The following is a 19,678-nucleotide window of genomic DNA, read 5'->3' on the forward strand; positions in this document are numbered from 1 at the left end:
CCGCAATGACCGACCCAAACATTAGGCCGGAAAGATCATGCGAAAGCAGGCGCCACTCTGCCTGCCATCGAGCACCTCGACCTTGCCGCCATGCAACTGCATCAGGTCGCGGACAAGGTTGAGGCCGAGGCCGGCGCCATGATCCCGCGGATGCAGGCGGTAGAAAGGTTCGAATATCCGCTCGCGCTCGGATGCCGGCACGCCGTCGCCTTCGTCCAGCACCTCGACAACCGCGGGCAGGCATACGCTGATGGTGATGCGACCGGCCTTGCCGCCATGGTCGATCGCGTTCTGGACAAGATTGGTCACGGCGCGCTCAATGGCAGTGCGGTCGCCGCGCACGATAAGCTCTTCCCTGGCCGGCTCGAACGCCATCTCGTAGCCGACGGCGAAGGCCAGCGGCGCCAGGTCGACCACGACGTTTCGGGCAAGAAGGACCAGGTCGACCGGCCCGAAATGCTCGGCCTGACGATCGAGCCGCTGCAGGTCGAGCAATTGGTCGGCCAGCGTCGACAGCCGCGCGGCATCCTGCAGGAGCCTGGCGCGCTCGGGCGTCGCCGGCAGCGCGGCGAGCCGCGTGTTGAGGATGGCGACCGGCGTTCTGAGCTCATGCGCGGCGTCGGTCAGGAATCGCTTGTGCCGCTCGTAACCGGCATCGAGGCGCGACAGGGCGGCGTTGACCGCATCGACCAGCGGCGTGACTTCCTTCGGCACGCCGTCCAGCGGCAGTTGCACGCCGCGCTCGTCGATCTCGATCTGCTCCGCCGCACGCGCCGCGTTGCCGAGGCCGGAAAGCGCGCCGCGCACCACCCACGGCGTCGCGAACAGCGTCGCCAGCGCCATCAGCCCGGCCAGCGGCAAAATCCCTTGCAGGAACAGTTCCGGCGCCTGCCCGAGAACGCGCAGCAGCGAAAGCTCGCCCTTCGTGCCGCTCATGATCTGGACGTTGCCGGCCGCCGTGTCGGTCCAGCGGATCTTGCCGCCCGGCGGCGCGGCTTCGCCGATGGCGAGGTCGATGCGGGCATCGCTGATGTTGTCCAGCAATCCGACGAAAGGTTGGTAGGCAACCGGCACGGTGCCTTCTTGAAGCCGGTGCCCGTCCTTGTCGCGGATGATGAACCAGAGGTCCGGGACATCCGACCGCAGCTTGGTCAGATCGGAATTTTCCTTCAGCACCAGCGCCCCTTTGGCGTCGCGCGCCACCGCATCCGCCAGCACGTCCATCGTGCCGTCCTCGTAATCGTGAGGAATGAGGCCGGTGGCGAGCATTGCGCCGACGATGCCGGCGATGATGAGCGTCAGCATCACGCATTGCAGGATGGCGATGCGCAGCACCAGGCTCCATTTCAGCGAGCGCGGCCGGCGAAGGTTCATGTGGTCTCGCGCAGCAGGTAGCCGACGCCACGTATGCCGTTGATGACGACCCCGCTTTCGGCTTCGCTGAGCTTGCGGCGCAGCCGCGAGACATGGGTATCGAGCGCGTTCGACTGGATTTCGTCGTCCAGTCCGAACACGGCCTCCATCAGGGCCTCGCGCTGCACCATGCGCCCCGTTCGCCGCATCAATGCTTCCAGCACCAGCAGTTCGCGGCGCGGCAAGGCGAGCGGCTCGCCACGGATCGAGGCCTCGCGGTGGCCGACATCGAGCGAAAGATGGCCGGCGCGGATCGTCTGCGCCTCGATCGCCGCCGGGCGCCTCAGCAATGCCCTCAGCCGGGCCAGCAGTTCCTCGAAGGCGAAAGGCTTGGCCAGATAGTCGTCGGCGCCCATGTCGAGCCCGTCGACCTTGTCGGCGGTGTCGCCCCGGGCCGTCAGCATCAGCACCGGCGTCGTGTTCCTGGCGGCGCGAAGCTTCGGCACCAGCGTCAGCCCGTCGCCGTCCGGCAATTGCCGGTCGAGCAGGATCGCGTCATAGCCGTCGACGGCGACGAACCCTTCCGCTTCCAGCAGCGAGCCGGCATGGTCGACCACCATGTCGTGCCGCCTCAACGCCGCCCGCAGCGCCGAAACCATTTCCGGCTCGTCCTCGACCATCAGGATACGCATTGAAGACCTCTTGCAGTCCCATCTCTTAATAATCCTGCCTGGCTGACTATCGCGCCAAGATTGCATAGACATGGCGCCAGTTCTTGCCTCCGGCGGCGAACTTTTTCTTTCGCGAAGCCACCCGTTCGCAATGTCTATGCAATCCGCGACCTCCAAACAGCGCCTCGTCCATGCCGGGCATCTCGAATCGCCCGCGTAAGCAATGAGGTCAACATGCCTGCAAATGACGCTTTGTCCTTCCTGAAGGCCTGGACGCTGGCGCCCTTCCGGATGGGCTCGGTCACGCCCTCCAGTCCGAGCCTGGCGGCGCTGATGACGCGCGAGATCGGCCCCGACACCGGTCCGGTGCTGGAGCTCGGGCCGGGCACGGGGCCTTTCACCCGCGCCCTGCTGCAGCGCGGCGTGCGCGAAAACGACCTTACGCTGGTTGAGTCCGATCCGGATTTTGCCGCGCTGCTCGCGCGTCGCTTCCCGTCGGCGCGCATTGTCGAGACGGACGCGGTCGGCCTGCGCCATCTGCCGCTGTTCGATGGCCCTGTCGTCGGCGCGGTGGTCAGCGGACTGCCGTTTCGGCTGATATCGCCGCGCAAATCATCTGCGATCCTGGAAGGCGTCTTCGCCAGTCTTCGGCCGGGCGCGGCCCTCTATCAGTTCACCTTTGGCCGCCGCTGCCCTTTCGACCAGGCCGTCCTCGACAGGCTCGACCTCGAGGCGGTCCGCATTGGCGGCACCTTGCGTAATATCCCGCCGGCGACGGTCTATCGCGTCTCCAGGATCAAGGGTCTCGACACCTATGACTGGCGTTTCGCATGAGCGATCTCCTGTCCGCGGCACTGGGGCTTGGCCTGTTCGGCGCCGCCTGCCTCGCCTTCACCGAAAAGATCCTGCCGGCGCCGCCGTCGCATGTGCTGTTGCTCTTTCTCGGCATGACCGGGGCTCCTGATCTGGCGGCGCTCGGCACCCTGCTGGTGGTGACGACCCTGGCTTCGACGGCCGGCTGCCTGTTTTGGTATGCTCTGGGCGGCCGGCTCGGGCCGGTGCGAGCCGGCGCCCTGGTCGGGCGTTTCGGTCGCTACATCTTCCTGCGTCGCGAAACTTATCTGCGGTTCTCCGCCGCCTACCGCCGCAACCACATGCGGGCCTCGCTGCTGGCGCAGTTCGTGCCGACGGTGCGCAATTATCTGCCGATCGCCGCCGGCGCGCTGCGTCTGCCGGCTTTGCCTTTCGTTTTGGCCACCATGCTTGGCGCTATGCTGTGGAACGCCGGCTTTCTTGTTGCCGGCTATACGATGCGCGACAGCGTCCACGATCTGCCTACGGTGGCGTTCCGCATCATGGCCGTCGTGCTCGCGCTGGAAGTCGCGTTTCTCATCGGACTGCGCTCCCACTGGCGCCGCGTCAGACCTGCAAAAGACTGGAATTCACCGGCGTAGAACAAGGGGTTGTGCTGGCTTCCCTTCGCGCGCGCGCCGGTGTTTAGTCCGGCCATGGCTTTCACCATCCGCCAATTGCAGTTCTTCGTTGCCGTCGCCGAGCAGGGCACTGTCTCTGGGGCCGCGCAGAACCTGTCGATTTCCCAATCTTCGGTCACCGAGGCGATCAAGGAATTGGAGAGCGATCTCGGCGTCGAGCTGTTCGAGCGTCATCCGCGCGGCTTGAACATTACCCACAAGGGCCACCAGTTCCTGCGCCACGCGACCAAGATCCTTGCCGATGTCTCGGACGCGCGCCGTTCCTTCTCCAGCGAGCAGGCCACCGCAAGCGGACGCCTGCAACTCGGCGTCACCTCGCTGGTGGCCGGCTATGTCCTGTCCGATCTGCTTGCCCGCTACCGCCGCGCCTATCCCGGCGTCGAGGTCTCGGCGATAGAGGACAATGGCGACTATCTCGAGCACCTTCTGGTCGGCGGCAAGCTCGATATCGCCGTCATGGTCACGTCCAACCTGCGCGACCGCACGGCGCTGCAGTCGGAAATCCTGGAAGTCTCGGCCTACCGGCTGTGGATTCCGCTCAGCCACAGGCTCGCCAGCGCCGATATCATCTCGATCGGCGATATCGCGTCCGAGCCGCTGATCATGCTCACCGTCGACGAGATCGAGGAAAACACCGGCAAGTTGCTGTCGGCGATCGGCGCCCGTCCGCATGTCGCCTTCCGCACCCGCTCGGTCGAGGCGGTGCGCAGTCTGGTCGCCACCGGCGCCGGCGTGGCGCTGCTGCCCGACCTCGTCTACCGGCCCTGGTCGCTGGAAGGCGATCGCATCGAATCGCGCGACATTTCCGGCTCGTTGCCAGTCGTCCAGGTCGGCACTGTCTGGCGCCGCGGCTCCGGTCTGCCGCAGGCCGCGCGAGACTTCATCGGCCTTGCGCAGTCGCAGCGGATGGCGCGGCAGCGGCTCTGATCAGAGCAATTCCAGACAAAGTGTGAAGCGGGTTTCCGCCCGGGATTGCTTCGAGCAAAAGTATCGGAAAAACCGATATCGGCTTTCTGATAAATGAATTTGCGAAACCGGATTTTTCACAGCACCTTCCGTTCAGGGAACAAAGCTGCGCCGTGAGCGCTGCCGTCGGAGCATGAAGCTCCGACCCTTTGTAGTTTGCGCGTGATCCTTTCCGAAAACCGAGCTGGTTTTCGGGTCACGCGCCAAAATGGGAGGTCGACGATGAATGCATTCCTGAAGTCGTGCACGGCGCTGACTGTCGCGCTGACTTTTTCCGGTCAGGCCATGGCCCAGGTCAAGGAACTCGGCAAGGGCGAGGGGCAGGTCAATATCGTTGCCTGGCCGGGCTATATCGAGCGCGGCGAGACCGACAAGAATTACGACTGGGTCACGGCTTTCGAGAAGGAAAGCGGCTGCAAGGTCAACGTCAAGACTGCCAATACCTCCGACGAGATGGTCTCCTTGATGAACGAGGGCGGCTTCGACCTGGTCACCGCTTCGGGCGATGCCTCGCTGCGTCTCGTAGCCGGAAAGCGCGTGCAGCCGATCAACACCGATCTCATCCCGAGCTGGAAGACCGTCGACGACCGCCTGAAGGATGCGCCCTGGTTCACCGTCGACAAGGTGCATTACGGCGTTCCCTACCAGTGGGGCCCGAACATCCTGATGTACAACACCGAAGTGTTCAAGGAAGCGCCCAAGAGCTGGAATGTCGTCTTCGAGGAAATGAAGCTGCCCGACGGCAAGTCGAACAAGGGCCGCGTCCAGGCCTATGACGGCCCGATCCACATCGCCGATGCCGCCAATTATCTGATGTTCCACAAGCCGGAACTCGGCATCAAGGATCCCTACGAGTTGAACGAAGACCAGTACAAAGCGGCGCTCGATCTGTTGCGCACGCAACGCACGCTGGTCGGCCGCTACTGGCACGATGCCGCAATCCAGGTCGACGACTTCCAGAATGAAGGCGTGGTCGCCTCCGGCTCATGGCCCTACCAGGTCAACACGCTGGTCGCCGCCAAGAAGCCGGTCGCCTCGACCGTGCCGGAGGAGGGCGTCACGGGCTGGGCCGACACCACCATGATGGAAGCCGACGCCGCCCATCCGAACTGCGCCTATATGTGGCTCGAGCATTCCCTGTCGCCGAAGGTCCAGGGCGACGTCTCGGCCTGGTTCGGCTCGCTGCCGGTGGTGCCCGCCGCCTGCAAAGGCAACGAGCTGCTCGGCGACGAGGGCTGCAAGACCAACGGCTACGAGAATTTCGACAAGATCAAGTTCTGGAAGACGCCGGTGTCGAAATGCGCCAGCCAGAACGACCAGTGCGTGCCTTATTACCGCTGGGTGTCGGATTATATCGGCGTCATCGGCGGACGGTGAGCTCCCTTACCCTCCTCCTTGTGGGGAGGGCCGGCGCTTGAGCGTCGGGTGGGGCTGTCTGACAGGTTCGCGCTAGCCGCCCCCACCCGCGGCTTCGCCGCGACCTCCGCCGTCGAGGGGGAGGTAGGACGCCGCGCGAACTCGCCTTCGTTCAACCGGAACTGAACTGACGGGCCCCATGACCTCTGCCGTTTCCTTCAAAAAAGTCTCGCGCCATTTCGGCAGCGTGCGCGCCGTCGACGCGGTCGATCTGGAGATCGCGCCGGGTGAGTTCTTCGCCATGCTCGGGCCGTCCGGTTCCGGCAAGACGACCTGCCTGCGCCTGATCGCTGGCTTTGAGCAGCCGACGGCGGGCTCGATTTCCATCTTCGGCGAGCGCGCCGAAGGCGTTCCGCCCTATCGCCGCAACGTCAACACCGTCTTCCAGGACTATGCGCTGTTCCCGCACTTCAACGTGCTCGACAACGTCGCCTACGGCCTGATGGTCAAGGGCGTCGGCAAGGCCGAGCGCTTGAAGGCGGCGGAAGAGGCGCTGTCGCTGGTGCGCCTGCCGGACTATGGCGCGCGCCGCCCCGGCCAGCTCTCCGGTGGCCAGCGCCAGCGCGTCGCGCTCGCCCGAGCGCTGGTCAACCAGCCCAAGGTGCTTTTGCTCGACGAGCCGCTCGGCGCGCTCGACCTCAAGCTGCGCGAGAACATGCAGGAGGAATTGAAATCGCTGCAGAAGGCGCTCGGCATCACCTTCATCTTCGTCACCCACGACCAGGGCGAGGCGCTGTCCATGGCCGACCGCGTCGCCGTCTTTAACGACGGCAGGATCATGCAGGTCGGCACGCCGGAGGATATCTACCAGCGCCCGAACACGCGCTTCGTCGCCGATTTCGTCGGCTCGTCCAACGTGCTGCCGCCGGATTTCGTCCAGCGGTATTCCGGCCAGCGCCGCTGGGGAAGCTTGCGGCCGGAGTCCATCCGCATCGCCAGCGCGTCCAGCGGCGACGGCGTTGCCGCGCGCCTTGTTGGCACCAATTATCTCGGCGCCACGACAAGGCTGGCGCTCGATGCCGAGGGGTTGAGGCTGCATGCGGTCGTGCCGGCGGGAACGGCGCTGCCGGCGGAAGGCGAAGCGGTGGTGCTCACCTTCAACCGCGACAGCCTGCATCTGATGGATGAGCCGGCATGACCGTGCTCGGGATAGTGGCCAGTCAGGCAGGCGAGGCGCTCTACGGCGCCCCCCTCTGGCCTGCCGGCCATCTCCCCCACAAGGGGGGAGATTGGCTGTTTCGGCGCCCCACGCATCCTTCCGACGTTGGTGATTGGCGAAATCGCAGGCGACGGGTGATCTCCCCCCAAGTGGGGGAGATTGCCGGCAGGCCAGAGGAGGGCGCGAAGGATCTCGGCTTCCCCCACAATGCCCTTCAACACGTGGTGGCGCCATGACCATCGCCGCTGTTCAATCCAGCCCCACCCCCGCCATCCTGCCCGGCAGCGGCGGCATGCGCGGCGCGCTCTCCGATCTCTTCTGGCGACGGCCGAAATTCCTGCTCACCCTGATGCTCGCGCCGCCACTGCTTTGGTTGGGCATCGTCTATATCGGCTCGCTCTTTGCCCTGCTGGCACAGAGCTTCTTCTCGATCGATGAATTCTCCGGCCTGATCAATCGCCAGTTCACGCTGAAGACCTATGGCGACCTGTTCCAGGCCGCCAATCTCGACATCATCCTGCGTACGGTGACGATGGCGGCGCTGGTCACGCTCGCCTCGGCGATCATCGCATTCCCCATCGCCTATTACGCTGCGCGCTATGCGCGCGGCCGCTGGAAAGCGCTGTTCTATCTCGGCGTCATGCTGCCGCTGTGGTCGAGCTATCTGGTCAAGATCTACGCCTGGAAGCTGATCCTCGCCAAGGAAGGCATTCTCACCTGGCTGCTCGCCAAGCTGAACCTTCTGTGGCTGCTCGACGGTTGGCTGTCGCTGCCGATCGTCGGCGGCAACTCGCTGTCGGTCTCTTTCACCGGCACCTTCATCGTCTTCGTCTATGTCTGGCTGCCCTTCATGATCCTGCCGGTTCAGGCGGCGCTGGAGCGCGTGCCCGGCAATCTGGTCGAGGCCTCGTCCGATCTCGGCGCCTCGCCGGGACAGACCTTCCGCAACGTGCTGTTCCCGCTGGCGCTGCCGGGCATCGTCGCCGGTTCGATCTTCACCTTCTCGCTGACGCTCGGCGACTACATCATCCCGCAGATCATCGGTACCTCGCGGCTCTTCATCGGCCAGGCCGTCTATTCGCAGCAGGGCACCGCCGGCAACATTCCCTTGGCAGCCGCCTTCACCGTGGTGCCCATCGTCATCATGGGCTTCTACCTCTGGGGCGCCAAGCGCATGGGGGCCTTCGATGCGCTCTGACCGTGGCCAATCCGCTCCGCTCGGCCTGAAGATCGCCGCCGCCTGCGGCCTGCTCTTCCTGCATCTGCCGATCTTGCTGATCTTCGTCTACGCCTTCACGACGGAGGAGAAGAGCTTCGTTTGGCCACCTCCAGGCCTCACCATGCAGTGGTTCGCCGTCACCTGGAACCGGCCGGACGTCTGGGACGCGCTGTCGCTGTCGGTCCGCGTCGCGGCGATCTCCACGGCGATCGCGCTGGTGCTGGGCACGCTCTGTGCGGCCGCCGTCTCGCAAACGCGCTTCTTCGGCCGCGAGGCCATCTCCCTCTTGGTTATCCTGCCCATCGCGCTGCCCGGCATCATTACCGGCATCGCGCTGCGCTCCGCCTTCGCGCTGGCCGACATCCCGTTCTCGTTCTGGACGATCGTGCTCGGCCACGCCACCTTCTGCGTGGTCGTCGTTTACAACAACGCCGTCGCCCGCTTCCGCCGGACCTCGGGCTCGATGATCGAGGCTTCCATGGACCTCGGCGCCGACGGTTTTCAGACCTTCCGGCATGTGGTGCTGCCGAACATCGCGACCGCATTGCTTGCCGGTGGCATGCTTGCCTTCGCGCTGTCCTTCGACGAGGTCATCGTCACCACCTTCACCGCCGGCCAGCAGCAGACCGTGCCGATCTGGATGCTTGAGGAACTGATCCGCCCGCGCCAGCGCCCGGTCACCAATGTCGTGGCCATGGTCGTCGTCTTGGTGACGCTGCTGCCGATCCTCTTTGCCTATTACCTGACCCGTGACGGCGATCAGATCGCGGGAAGTGGAAAATGAAAAAAGTGAGTAGTGATTAGTGAGTGGTGAATGGAAGGACAATGGGTGGGCTCTGATCAACTACTCACTACTCACTACTCACTACTCATTACTCACTAATTACTACTGACCATTAATCATTCACTTCCTTTCAAGGAGGAACCCAATGGACACCCAGATGCTGATCGGCTCGAAATTCGAGAAGGGCACCGAAACCGAGGAGCCGATCCTCAATCCGAAGACCGGCGCGACGATCCTCAATCTGCCCGAAGCGAGCCCGGCGCAGATCGAAGCCGCGGTGGCGGCGGCCGAGAAGGCGTTCGTCGGTTGGTCGCGCACCACGCCGGCGCAGCGCTCGGGATACCTGCTCAAGATTGCCGATCGCATCGAGGCCGAGGCGAAGGAGTTCGCCGCGCTCGAAGCGCTGAACTGCGGCAAGCCGATCAACGCCGTGCTCAATGACGAGATCCCGGCGATCGTCGACTGCTACCGTTTCTTTGCCGGGGCGGTGCGCTCGATGCCCGGCCAGGTCGCCGGCGAATATATTCCGGGGCACACCTCCATGGTCAGGCGCGATCCGGTCGGCATCGTCGCTTCCATCGCGCCCTGGAACTATCCGCTGATGATGATGGCCTGGAAGCTGGCGCCGGCGATCGGCGGCGGCAACACGGTCGTGTTCAAGCCGTCGGAGCAGACGCCCTTGACCGCACTGAAGCTGGCAAAGGTCCTTGCCGAGATACTGCCCGAGGGCGTCGTCAACGTCGTGCTCGGCCGTGGCGACAGCGTCGGCAACACGCTGATCAATCATGCCAAGGTCAACATGATCTCGATCACAGGCGACGTCGCCACCGGCAAGAAGGTGCTGCAGGCGGCCGCCAAGTCGGTCAAGCGTACGCATCTGGAGCTCGGCGGCAAGGCGCCGGTGATTGTGTTCGACGATGCAGACCTCGGCGCCGTGGTCAACGGCCTGCGCGCCTTCGGCTACTACAATGCCGGCCAGGACTGCACCGCCGCCTGCCGCATCTATGCCGGCAACAAGATCTACGACAAGCTGGTCGCCGACCTCTCCTCCGCTGTCTCGACCATCAAATACAACCAGCCCGAGGACACCGAGAACGAGATCGGCCCGCTGATCTCGCGCCGTCAGCGCGACCGCGTATCGAGCTTCGTCGAGCGCGCTTCGGAATTGAAGCACATCGAGATCACCACCGGCGGCAAGCCGGGCGAGGGCTCGGGCTTCTACTACCAGCCGACGGTTGTCGCCGGCGCGCTGCAGGAAGACGAGATCGTACGCCGCGAGGTGTTTGGTCCGGTCGTCTCGGTCACCCGTTTCTCGGATGTCGACGAGGCGGTGAACTGGGCGAATGACAGCGACTATGGCCTTGCTTCGTCGGTGTGGACGAAAGACGTCTCGCGCGCCATGGCGACCGCCGCCCGCCTGCAATATGGCTGCACCTGGATCAACACCCACTTCATGCTGACCAACGAGATGCCGCATGGCGGATTGAAGCAGTCCGGCTATGGCAAGGACATGTCGCTCTACGCGCTGGAAGACTACACCGCCGTCCGCCACGTAATGGTGGCGCACGGTTAGGCGCCTTTAGCTCTCCCCTTGCGGGAATGTCGGATTTGCCCCGATTGCCCTTCGCAAATCGGTTGGAACACCGGGTGAGAGGTGAAGCTTGGCGCTCATTCATCCTTCACCTGGATTGCCGCCAAATGCAGACAGCGATTCGGCGGCAATCCAACCTGGGCGCGACGATCCCTGCGCCGGCGGGGATCAGCGTAAGAACTAAGCAGCGGTCCTGCCCTGCACCTCCGATGTCGCGGGCTTGATGTTCTGGTTGACCCGGAAGACGTTGAAGGGGTCATAGGTGCGCTTCACCTGGCTCAGCCGCTCGTAGTTCGCGCCGTAGCTCGCCCGCACGCGTGCTTCTCCTTCGTCGTCCATCATGAAATTCACATAGCCGCCTTCGCCGTTATGGGGATGGATGCTCGCCCAGTAGTTCTTGGCCCATTTGGTGAGGTCGGCGGCCTTGGCCGGATCGGGATCGATGGCCGCGATGACCATCGACCAGGTCGCGTCGCGCGCATTCCATGCCGTCTCGTCCTTGCCGACGCGTCGAACGGCGCCGTCGATTGGGTAGAGATGCATGAGCGACAATTCGCTCGGCGCCGCGGCGGCCTGCGCGATATGGGTCGCGATGGCTTCGTCGGGAAGCGACTTGACGAAATCGCCCTTCCAGTACCACTGCAGGCCCTTCGGAAGCAGCGGGTCGAACATTGCCTGCAAGGCCGGGAACGGCATCACGCCCATCCAGTTGAAGATCGGCGGGGGCAGAGTGTCGAGCAGCGGCGCCATGGCCTTGCGGCCATCCTCCTCGGTGCCGTTGTAGCAGGAAATGATGGCGCAGGCGCGCTTGCCCCAATATTCGCGCGGGAAGGGATCGGTCGAGGGAACGGTTTTCAGGCCGACAAAGGCGCCAAGGTCTTCCGGCGCCTCCGGCAGGTAGTCGCGATAGGTCTGCATGACCGCCAGGGCGTCCTTGGCCTCCCAGAACACCGGGCCGCCGAAGATCATGCTCACGGGATGGGCCTGGAACAGGAAGCTCGTCACGACGCCGAAATTGCCGCCGCCGCCCCGAAGCGCCCAGAACAGGTCGGGGTTCTCGGCTTTGCAGGCCGTCACCACGCTGCCATCGGCCAGCACCAGATCGGCTTCGACCAGATTGTCGATGGTGAGGCCGTGTCTGCGGGTGAGATAGCCCGTTCCGCCGCCAAGCGTCAGGCCGGCAACGCCGGTGGTCGAGACGATCCCGGCCGGAACAGCGAGCCCGAAAGGATGGGTGGCGTGGTCCACGTCACCCGAATTGCAGCCGGGTTCGACCCTCACGGTGCGCGTTTTCGGATCGACATGGACCCCCTTCATCATCGACAGGTCGATGACGAGCCCGTTGTCGCAAATCCCCAGCCCGGCGCCGTTGTGCCCACCGCCGCGCACGGCGATCAGCAGGTCGTTGTCACGCGCGTATTTAACGGAGGCGATCACGTCGGCGGCATCGGCGCAGCGCGCAATCAGCAGCGGCCGCTTTTCGATCATGCCATTATAGACCTTGCGGGCCTCGTCATAGCCGGCATCCTCACGCAGGATCACCTCTCCGCGCAGTCTTTCACGCAGTTTTGCATGGGTTTCGTCGGTCATCGATTTGCTCCCTTGATTGCGCCCAACGCCATGCGGCGTCGGCGCGACGCATTTGTTGCTTCGTTATGGCGCCTCGACGGGCGGGTGCGTTGGATGGTGCAGGAACAGCACAGTGCACCAATCCGGCGCGCGCCGCTTCGCCGGAAAGGACCAGCGGGGCATGGCCCGCGCGAGCCATGAACAAGACAACCAAGCCGCCGCTGGGCTGCCTGTGCTGGGATGCTCGGTCCTTGGCCTTGTCAATCTGATGACGAGCGCCCCGCTCGCGTCACGGCCACTCGCGCCTTCGTGCTCGCCGGCGGGCCTTCCGGCCCCGGCTCTTCGGTGCAGCTACTCCACGATCCGGAAGATCGTCCATTTGCTGGTGCCCGACACCACATAGGGCTCCAGCTCCTTGCCCCATTTGGCGTGCGCATCGATCTTGGCGATCTTGGCGAAGAATTCCTCCAACTGGGCCAGGCTTTCGACCTGGTGGTGCGCCTCGATCGTCGCTTCGCGCGCGCCCACGGAACCGGTCATGAGCTGGAACTTCAGGTCGGCGAGTCCGACCTGCGAGCCGATCTCACGCTCCCATTTGCGCATCAGCTCGAGCGCGGTCTGCTTGTGACCGAACTTGGCGTCGATCTGCCATCTGGCGCTGAACATGTTCTTTCTCCTCCCTGACCTGCGGTTGACTATTCGTCCCAGGCCTGCACGACGGTCTGCCGCGCGATCCGCCCGTTCTTCAGCTCCACCATTGCCGCGCAGTACACTTTCGTGCCGTCCGGATAGGCGCAGGCTTGCATGAAGGCGAGGTTGTCGCCCTCGGCCACGGTGGTATCCACCTTGTGGGTCATCGCCCGGCTGCAGATGTCGTCCCAGAAGGTGCTGATCGCCGCCCGGCCGCGGATCTCGCGCGGCTTGCTCGGCGGATTGTTGCGGTCGATCACTCGCACCAGCGCATCGTCGTGGTAGAAGCTCGACAAGAGCTTGCCGTCGCGGCCCTCGATCGCCTTCTTGATCGCGGCGCCGTCCACGTTTCCCGTCTTGGTCAGCATGTCATCCTCCATAGCCCATCGTCTTGGGCGGTTGATGTGCGAAAGTGCCGCCCTGCGCTTATTGCCGGGCAGGGATTTCTTCATTGCGACTTGGCTTTGACTGCCGCGAACAGGTCGTCGGTCTGCTTCTTGAAGGTCGCCAGATCGACCTGGCTGCCGTTGAGCATCGTTGACCAGTGGCGCACGATCGCGGCCATCGCGATGGCCTCCTTGATCTCCTCGTCGCTCGCGCCGTTGGCCTTGGCCGCCAGCGTGTGGAAGTAGATGCAGTACTGGCAGGGAATCTGCGAGGCGACCGCGAGACCCATCAACTCCTTGGTCTTGCCGTTGAGGGCCGTGTTCGGATTGAGCTGAACGCCCTTGATTTCGGCCCAGGCGCCGGCCACCGCCACATCCGGCAAGGTCTTGAACATGTCCGGCACCGTGCCGAGCGTCGCCTGGATGTCCTTGTAGGCGGCGGTGGCGGAAGCGTCTTCGGCCATCGCCGGGGAGACGGCCAGCAATGCGCCCGCGGCAAATGCCAGCAATCCGATCTTGCGACTGAGTTTCAGCATTTCATCCTCCATTCGCAGTGCCTTCGTGGCTGCATCGCCTGGCCTGCATGGGAAGGACAGATACCTCCTAGGGCGCCTCGACCGCTTCGCCCGAAAGCGCCATGCCCCTCATGGCCCGTCCGGGCCAGCATGCCTGACCGAGAACGCCGCCGCCGCCGCGCGCGACGGCAGGTCGAGCTTGAGCAAGATGTTGGCGACATGGCGCTTGACCGTATGCTCGCTGAGGCTGAGCTCGGCGGCGATCGCGGCATTGCTCTTGCCGTCGGCGATCAGGCTCACCACCTCGCTTTCGCGGGCCGTCAGCGTCGTCGGCTCGGCCGGCTTGGGCTTGGGACGGCAGGCCGGCTCCAGATGCTGTTCGGCCGTCACCTGCACCAGCGCGAGCGGCTCGTCCAACTCATCGAGGCTGATGCGCCCGGCATCGGTGAAATGCAGCCCGGAACCCGCAGCCAGGTCTGCGACCAGCCGTGAGCAGAGGATGTGGCCGCGTTCAGCGTGAGCGGCAAGCTGCATCGTCACACGCGCCGTCAAACCCGTTGGTGGTCCCCGCACCTCGATCTCGCCGACATGCGCCCCTTGCGCGCTCGCCACGCCGATTTCCTGGGCCGCCTCGCGCAGCAGCGCCGCGCAGCGCACGGCGCGGGCCGGGCCGTCGAAGCGCGCGATCATCAGCTCGCCATGCGTGCCGGCGACGCGCCCGCCATGGCGGCCGATCAGCATGCGCCAGTTCTCCTGGAAGCGCAGGCTGCGTTCGCTCCACAAGCGATCGCCAAGCCGCGCGGTGTCGTAGATGCGTGTCACCAGAAGTGCCGCGAGCACGCGTTCCACATCGGCCACCGCCGGCTCTCCGGTCAGGAATTCCTCGATCAGGTCGGCCACGCGGTCGACGTCGCCGGTCCAGATCGGGTGGTCGCGACCGGAGATCTCGACCAGGCGGGCGCCGGGGATCTTCCTGGCCAGGAAGCGGCTGGCCTCGGGGTCGACTCGGGCGTCGTTGCGACGATGGATCAGGAGCGTCGGCACCCTGATCGTTTCGAGCATGTCGCGCACGTCGACAGCCGCGTTCATGCGGGCAAGCGCCGCCGCGGCCGTCGGGCTGGCCGAAAGCCGCTCGAACCGGGCCCACCACTGGGTGAAGTGGGTATCGTCGACCCGGCCCGGCGCGAAATTGGGCAAGGTCGCGCCGGTGCCCCACGACGTCTCCGCCGTCTCTATGAAGGCCTCCAGCCGTTCCGGCGGCATTACCCATTTGTGGAAATGCGCGTAGCCGCCGTAAAGCACCAGCGCCCGCGTCCGCTTCGGATAGGTTGCGGCGAACAGCATCGTCATCGGTGCGCCCTCCGAGGCGCCGAGAATCGCCGCCCGGCCGCTGCCGGCGGCGTCCATTACCGCCCGCACGTCGTCCATGCGTGTTTCGAGACTGGGCAGGTGGCGGCTGTCGACGCGGTCGGAAAGCCCAGTGCCGCGTTTGTCGAACAGGATCAGCCGCGAGAAGGCCGAGAGCCGCTTCAACAGGCGGCTGTAGCCTTCGTCTTCCCAATGCAGGTCGAGATTGGAGATGAAGCCCGGCACGAAGACCAGATCGAACGATCCCTGGCCGACCACCTGATAGGCGATCCGCACCTCTCCGCTACGGGCGTATCTGGTCTCGATCGGCCTCACGCAAACTACCCCGCCGGCCAGACGACTTCCTGGCGTCAAGCATAGCAGAGGCAGGCCGCTTGCGGCAGACAAACTTTAGAGAGTTGGAATGTAAGTATCTTTGGCGCCGCCGGGACCGCGTTCGCGCCACCAGCGCGAAACGGCCTCCAGCCTATGCCGGCCCGGCGTAGCCAAGGCTCTTGTCGGCCTGCTCCGGCGTCAGTGGCCGCTTGATCTTGGCCGAGGCGGCGATCACCAGTTCATCGAAATCCTCCGCGTCGCCGTCGAGCAGCTCGAAGAACTGCCGCCGCATCCTGGGCTCCCAGAACTTGTTGATGTGCTCGGCAACGCCGGCGATGCCTTCCTCGCGCGGCTTCGAATGGAAGAAGGTGGCGATCTGGTTGGCCATGCGCACCAGCTTTTCCTTGGTGCTGGCGATGTGGTCTTCGTCATGCGACATGCTTGGCAACTCCGGAAGCCACCCGTTCGGGGTGGGTGAAAATATCGAAATCGTTGCCGCGAACCAGCGCCACCAGCGTCATGCCGGCGGCCTCCGCTGTGCGGATGGCAAGCGCGGTCGGCGCGGAGACGGCCATGATGATCGGCGCGCCGATGGCCGCCGTCTTCTGTACCATCTCGACCGAGACGCGCGAGGTCACCACGACGGCGCCGCTGGCGCCGTCGATGCCGGCCTTGGCGAGCGCGCCGGCGAGCTTGTCCAGCGCATTGTGGCGGCCGACATCCTCGCGCGCCATCACGATGCCCTTGCCGGGAACATAGAAGCCTGCGGCATGCACCGCGCCGGTTTCGGTGTGCAGCGGCTGGACCGTCGACAAAAGCCTGACCGAACGGGTGATGTCTTCGGCATCGAGCGTAAGCTTTGACGCAGCGACAGAGTCGACCGAGCGCATCGCTTCCTCGATGGATTCGATGCCGCACAAGCCGCAGCCGACCGGCCCGGCGAGCCTGCGCCGCCGTGCCTGGAAGCGCGTGTTGGCCTGGTCCTTCAGCCGGATCTGGATATCGATGCCGGCGCCGAGATCCTCGACTTCGATCGCCTCGATCTCCTTTGGGTCGGCGATGATGCCTTCCGTCAGCGAGAAGCCGAGCGCGAAATCCTCGAAGTCGGCCGGGCTCGCCATCATCACCGCGTGCGTGGTGCCGGCAAAGGATAACGCCACCGGCGTCTCTTCCGGCACCATGCGGTTCGCGGCCGCGGTGCCGCCGGCGCGATGCGCCAGCCGCGAGATTTGCGTCGTGGCTTTGCGGCGCGCGGCCAAGAACTACTCCGCCGCTTCCAGCGGTGCGATGCGCCGGCTCTGCTTAGCCTGTTCGTTATAGTCCTTCTGCCAGTCGGTCGGGCCGTTGGACGGCGCCACTTGCACGGCGGTGACCTTGTATTCCGGACAGTTGGTCGCCCAGTCCGAGAAGTCGGTGGTGATCACATTGGCCTGCGTATCCGGGTGGTGGAAGGTCGTGTAGACGACGCCGGGCGAGACGCGGTCGGTGATCAGCGCGCGCAGCGTCGTTTCACCCGAGCGGCTTGCCAGCCGCACCCAGTCGCCGTCGCGGACGCCGCGGACTTCGGCGTCATGTGGATGGATCTCCAGTCGGTCCTCGGCATGCCAGACGATGTTTCCGGTGCGCCTCGTCTGCGCGCCGACATTGTACTGGGACAGGATACGTCCGGTGGTGAGCAGCAGCGGATAGCGCGGGCCGGTCCGTTCGTCCGTCGCTACATATTCGGTGCGGATGAACTTGCCCTTGCCGCGCACGAAGCCGTCGACATGCATGACCGGGGTGCCGAGCGGCGCCTTCTCGTTGCAAGGCCACTGCACCGAGCCGACACGGTCGAGCAGCTCGAAGGAGACGCCGGCGAAGCTCGGCGTCGTCTTGGCGATCTCGTCCATGATCTGTGACGGATGGGTGTAATTCCAGTCCAGTCCAATGGCGCGGGCAAGCTCCTGCGTCGCTTCCCAGTCGGCGTAGCGCGCCTTCGGCTCCAGCACCTTGCGCACCATGTTGATGCGGCGCTCGGCGTTGGTGAAGGTGCCGTCCTTCTCCAGGAAGGTCGAGCCCGGCAGGAAGACATGCGCGTAATTCGCCGTCTCGTTGAGGAAGAGGTCGTGCACCACCACGCATTCCATCGCGGCGAGACCGCCGGCCACATGCTTGGTGTCGGGATCGGACTGCAGGATGTCCTCGCCCTGGATGTAAATGCCCTTGAAGGAGCCGTCGACAGCGGCGTCCAGCATATTGGGGATGCGCAGGCCCGGCTCGTCGTCCAGCTTCACCCCCCACAGGCTCTCATAGATGTCGCGCACCGCGTCGCCGGAGATGTGGCGATAGCCCGGCAGTTCATGCGGGAAAGAGCCCATGTCGCAGGAGCCCTGGACATTGTTCTGGCCGCGCAGCGGGTTCACGCCGACGCCCGGACGGCCGATATTGCCGGTAGCCATCGCGAGGTTGGCGATGGCGATCACCGTGGTCGAGCCCTGGCTATGTTCGGTGACGCCGAGGCCGTAATAGATCGCGCCATTGCCGCCCTTGGCATAGAGGCGCGCGGCACCCCGGATGGCTTCCGGATCGACGCCGGACAGCTTGCCGACGGTTTCGGGACTGTTTTCCGGCAGGGCGACGAAGGAGGCCCAGTCCTGGAACTCGGCCCAGTCGCAGCGCTCGCGCACGAACGCTTCGTTATAAAGGCCCTCGGTGACAATGACATGCGCCAGCGCCGTCAGCACCGCCACGTTGGTGCCGGGCTTCAAGGGCAGGTGGTAGTCCGCCTCGACATGCGCCGACTTGACCATCTCGGTGCGGCGCGGATCGATCACGATCAGCTTGGCGCCCTGGCGCAGCCGCTTCTTCAGCCGCGAGGCGAACACCGGATGGGCGGAAGCCGGATTGGCGCCGATGATGACGGCGACGTCGGTGAACTCGACCGAATCGAAATCCTGCGTGCCGGCCGAGGTGCCGTAGGTCTGGCCGAGACCGTAGCCGGTCGGCGAGTGGCAGACGCGGGCGCAGGTGTCGACATTGTTGTTGCGGAAGCCTTGGCGAACCAGCTTCTGGACGAGGTAGGTCTCCTCATTCGTGCAGCGCGAGGAGGTGATGCCACCGATCGCCGTGCGTCCATACTGATACTGGATGCGGCGGAATTCCTTCGCCGTGTGGGCGATCGCCTCTTCCCAACTCACCTCGCGCCAGGGATCGGAAATCTTCTCGCGGATCATCGGCGACAGGATGCGGTCCTTGTGCGTGGCATAGCCATAAGCGAAGCGGCCCTTGACGCAGCTATGGCCGTGATTGGCCTTGCCCTCCTTATAGGGCATCATGCGGATGACCTCGTCGTCCTTCACCTCGGCCTTGAACGAGCAGCCGACGCCGCAATAGGCGCAGGTGGTGATGACCGAGCGCTCCGGCATACCCTTTTCCAGCACCGTCTTCTCACGCAGCGCGTCCGTCGGGCAGGCCTGCACGCAGGCACCGCAGGAGACGCATTCGGAAGCGATGAAGTCCTCATGCATGCCGGCGACCATGCGCGATTCGAAGCCTCGGCCCTCGATGGTCAGCGCGAAGGTGCCCTGCACCTCCTCGCAAGCGCGCACGCAGCGCGAGCACACGATGCACTGCGCCGGGTCGTAGGTGAAATAGGGGTTGGATTCGTCGCGGGCGATGTAGTCGACGGCCAAGGAGCCATGGCCGGGCGCGACGCCGCCTTCCTGCTTGACGTGGTTGCGGCCTTCGACGCCGTAACGGTTCTCGGTGAGACCCACGGACTTCGCCACCGCGTCGAACTCGCTGGCGCCGGTTCCGGCTTTCTCGTTCCAGCCGGTCGGATGGTCGGAGACATAGAGCTCCATGACGCCGCGGCGGATCGCATCGAGCCGGTCCGACTGCGTGCGCACCACGATGCCCTCGGCCACGGGCGTCGTGCAGGAGGCCGGCGTGCCGCCGCGCCCTTCGATCTCGACCAGGCAGACGCGGCAGGAGCCGAAAGAGTCCAGCATGTCGGTGGCGCAGAGCTTCGGGATCTCGATCCCGCCTTCCATCGCCGCGCGCATGATCGAGGTGCCTTCCGGCACGGTGACGCTTTGTCCGTCGACGGTCAGCGTGACCTGCTTGGTCGCTTTCGACTCCGGCGTTCCGTAGTCGATCTCTTCGATGAGTGTCGGGAAGTCGGCCTTGATGTTCATCTGCCAGC

The 19,678-nt window shown here is 64.9% G+C and carries 18 protein-coding genes; 8 read left to right on the plus strand and 10 right to left on the minus strand.

What is annotated here, in order from left to right; all coding sequences use genetic code 11:
- Positions 1–21: 21 nt before the first annotated feature.
- Together FJW06_RS09225 and FJW06_RS09230 are read right to left on the minus strand one after the other, a co-directional pair.
- Positions 22–1,374 carry a HAMP domain-containing sensor histidine kinase gene (locus tag FJW06_RS09225; RefSeq protein WP_140750807.1) on the minus strand — a complete coding sequence of 451 codons (1,353 nt, stop codon included), beginning with the start codon at positions 1,372–1,374 and terminating at the stop codon, positions 22–24.
- Entirely contained in the window at positions 1,371–2,045 is a 675-nt protein-coding gene (locus FJW06_RS09230) for a response regulator transcription factor (RefSeq protein WP_140750809.1), read from the minus strand. The genes FJW06_RS09225 and FJW06_RS09230 overlap by 4 nt, the downstream gene beginning before the upstream one ends.
- Before the next feature lie 213 nt (positions 2,046–2,258).
- Here FJW06_RS09230 and FJW06_RS09235 point away from each other — a divergent pair, with 213 nt between their 5' ends.
- The 8 genes from FJW06_RS09235 (at position 2,259) to FJW06_RS09275 (ending at position 10,634) form a co-directional block, all read left to right on the plus strand.
- Positions 2,259–2,858, plus strand: coding sequence for a methyltransferase domain-containing protein (locus FJW06_RS09235; protein WP_140750811.1), 600 nt, complete (start codon positions 2,259–2,261; stop codon positions 2,856–2,858).
- On the plus strand, positions 2,855–3,478 hold the full coding sequence (locus tag FJW06_RS09240; protein WP_140750813.1) for a DedA family protein: 624 nt from the start codon (positions 2,855–2,857) through the stop codon (positions 3,476–3,478). The genes FJW06_RS09235 and FJW06_RS09240 overlap by 4 nt, the downstream gene beginning before the upstream one ends.
- 54 nt (positions 3,479–3,532) lie before the next feature.
- The gene (locus FJW06_RS09245; RefSeq protein ID WP_140750815.1) at positions 3,533–4,444 is read left to right on the plus strand and encodes a LysR substrate-binding domain-containing protein; all 912 of its coding nucleotides are present in this window, start codon (positions 3,533–3,535) and stop codon (positions 4,442–4,444) included.
- A 261-nt stretch (positions 4,445–4,705) separates the two neighbouring features.
- Positions 4,706–5,860, plus strand: a complete 1,155-nt coding sequence (locus FJW06_RS09250) for an ABC transporter substrate-binding protein (protein ID WP_140750817.1) — start codon at positions 4,706–4,708, stop codon at positions 5,858–5,860.
- 178 nt (positions 5,861–6,038) lie between these two features.
- Complete coding sequence (locus tag FJW06_RS09255; RefSeq protein ID WP_140750819.1) at positions 6,039–7,037, plus strand: ABC transporter ATP-binding protein; 999 nt, start codon at positions 6,039–6,041, stop codon at positions 7,035–7,037.
- A gap of 313 nt (positions 7,038–7,350) precedes the next feature.
- On the plus strand, positions 7,351–8,256 hold the full coding sequence (locus tag FJW06_RS09265) for an ABC transporter permease (protein ID WP_181178201.1): 906 nt from the start codon (positions 7,351–7,353) through the stop codon (positions 8,254–8,256).
- Entirely contained in the window at positions 8,246–9,061 is an 816-nt protein-coding gene (locus FJW06_RS09270; RefSeq protein ID WP_140750823.1) for an ABC transporter permease, read from the plus strand. The genes FJW06_RS09265 and FJW06_RS09270 overlap by 11 nt, the downstream gene beginning before the upstream one ends.
- 145 nt (positions 9,062–9,206) lie before the next feature.
- Positions 9,207–10,634 (plus strand): gamma-aminobutyraldehyde dehydrogenase, encoded by a 1,428-nt coding sequence (locus FJW06_RS09275; RefSeq protein ID WP_140750825.1) that lies wholly within the window; start codon positions 9,207–9,209, stop codon positions 10,632–10,634.
- A 198-nt stretch (positions 10,635–10,832) separates the two neighbouring features.
- Here FJW06_RS09275 and FJW06_RS09280 read toward each other — a convergent pair whose 3' ends face one another.
- The 8 genes from FJW06_RS09280 to fdhF form a co-directional block, all read right to left on the minus strand.
- The gene (locus FJW06_RS09280; RefSeq protein WP_140750827.1) at positions 10,833–12,242 is read right to left on the minus strand and encodes an FAD-binding oxidoreductase; all 1,410 of its coding nucleotides are present in this window, start codon (positions 12,240–12,242) and stop codon (positions 10,833–10,835) included.
- A gap of 330 nt (positions 12,243–12,572) precedes the next feature.
- Entirely contained in the window at positions 12,573–12,887 is a 315-nt protein-coding gene (locus FJW06_RS09285) for a hypothetical protein (protein WP_140750828.1), read from the minus strand.
- Positions 12,888–12,916: 29 nt separating this feature from the next.
- A complete protein-coding gene (locus FJW06_RS09290) occupies positions 12,917–13,279 on the minus strand; it encodes a nuclear transport factor 2 family protein (protein ID WP_140750830.1) in 363 nt (120 codons plus the stop codon).
- 80 nt (positions 13,280–13,359) lie between these two features.
- The gene (locus FJW06_RS09295; protein ID WP_140750832.1) at positions 13,360–13,833 is read right to left on the minus strand and encodes a carboxymuconolactone decarboxylase family protein; all 474 of its coding nucleotides are present in this window, start codon (positions 13,831–13,833) and stop codon (positions 13,360–13,362) included.
- A 108-nt stretch (positions 13,834–13,941) separates the two neighbouring features.
- Positions 13,942–15,495 carry an alpha/beta fold hydrolase gene (locus FJW06_RS09300; protein WP_140750834.1) on the minus strand — a complete coding sequence of 518 codons (1,554 nt, stop codon included), beginning with the start codon at positions 15,493–15,495 and terminating at the stop codon, positions 13,942–13,944.
- 151 nt (positions 15,496–15,646) lie between these two features.
- Complete coding sequence (locus tag FJW06_RS09305) at positions 15,647–15,934, minus strand: formate dehydrogenase subunit delta (protein WP_140750836.1); 288 nt, start codon at positions 15,932–15,934, stop codon at positions 15,647–15,649.
- Positions 15,924–16,754 carry a formate dehydrogenase accessory sulfurtransferase FdhD gene (gene fdhD / locus FJW06_RS09310; RefSeq protein ID WP_140750838.1) on the minus strand — a complete coding sequence of 277 codons (831 nt, stop codon included), beginning with the start codon at positions 16,752–16,754 and terminating at the stop codon, positions 15,924–15,926. The genes FJW06_RS09305 and fdhD overlap by 11 nt, the downstream gene beginning before the upstream one ends.
- Positions 16,755–16,757: 3 nt before the next feature.
- Complete coding sequence (gene fdhF, locus FJW06_RS09315) at positions 16,758–19,670, minus strand: formate dehydrogenase subunit alpha (protein WP_140750840.1); 2,913 nt, start codon at positions 19,668–19,670, stop codon at positions 16,758–16,760.
- Positions 19,671–19,678 lie beyond the last annotated feature (8 nt).

The sequence above is a fragment of the Mesorhizobium sp. B4-1-3 genome (assembly GCF_006439355.1).
Classification (GTDB): Bacteria; Pseudomonadota; Alphaproteobacteria; order Rhizobiales; family Rhizobiaceae; genus Mesorhizobium.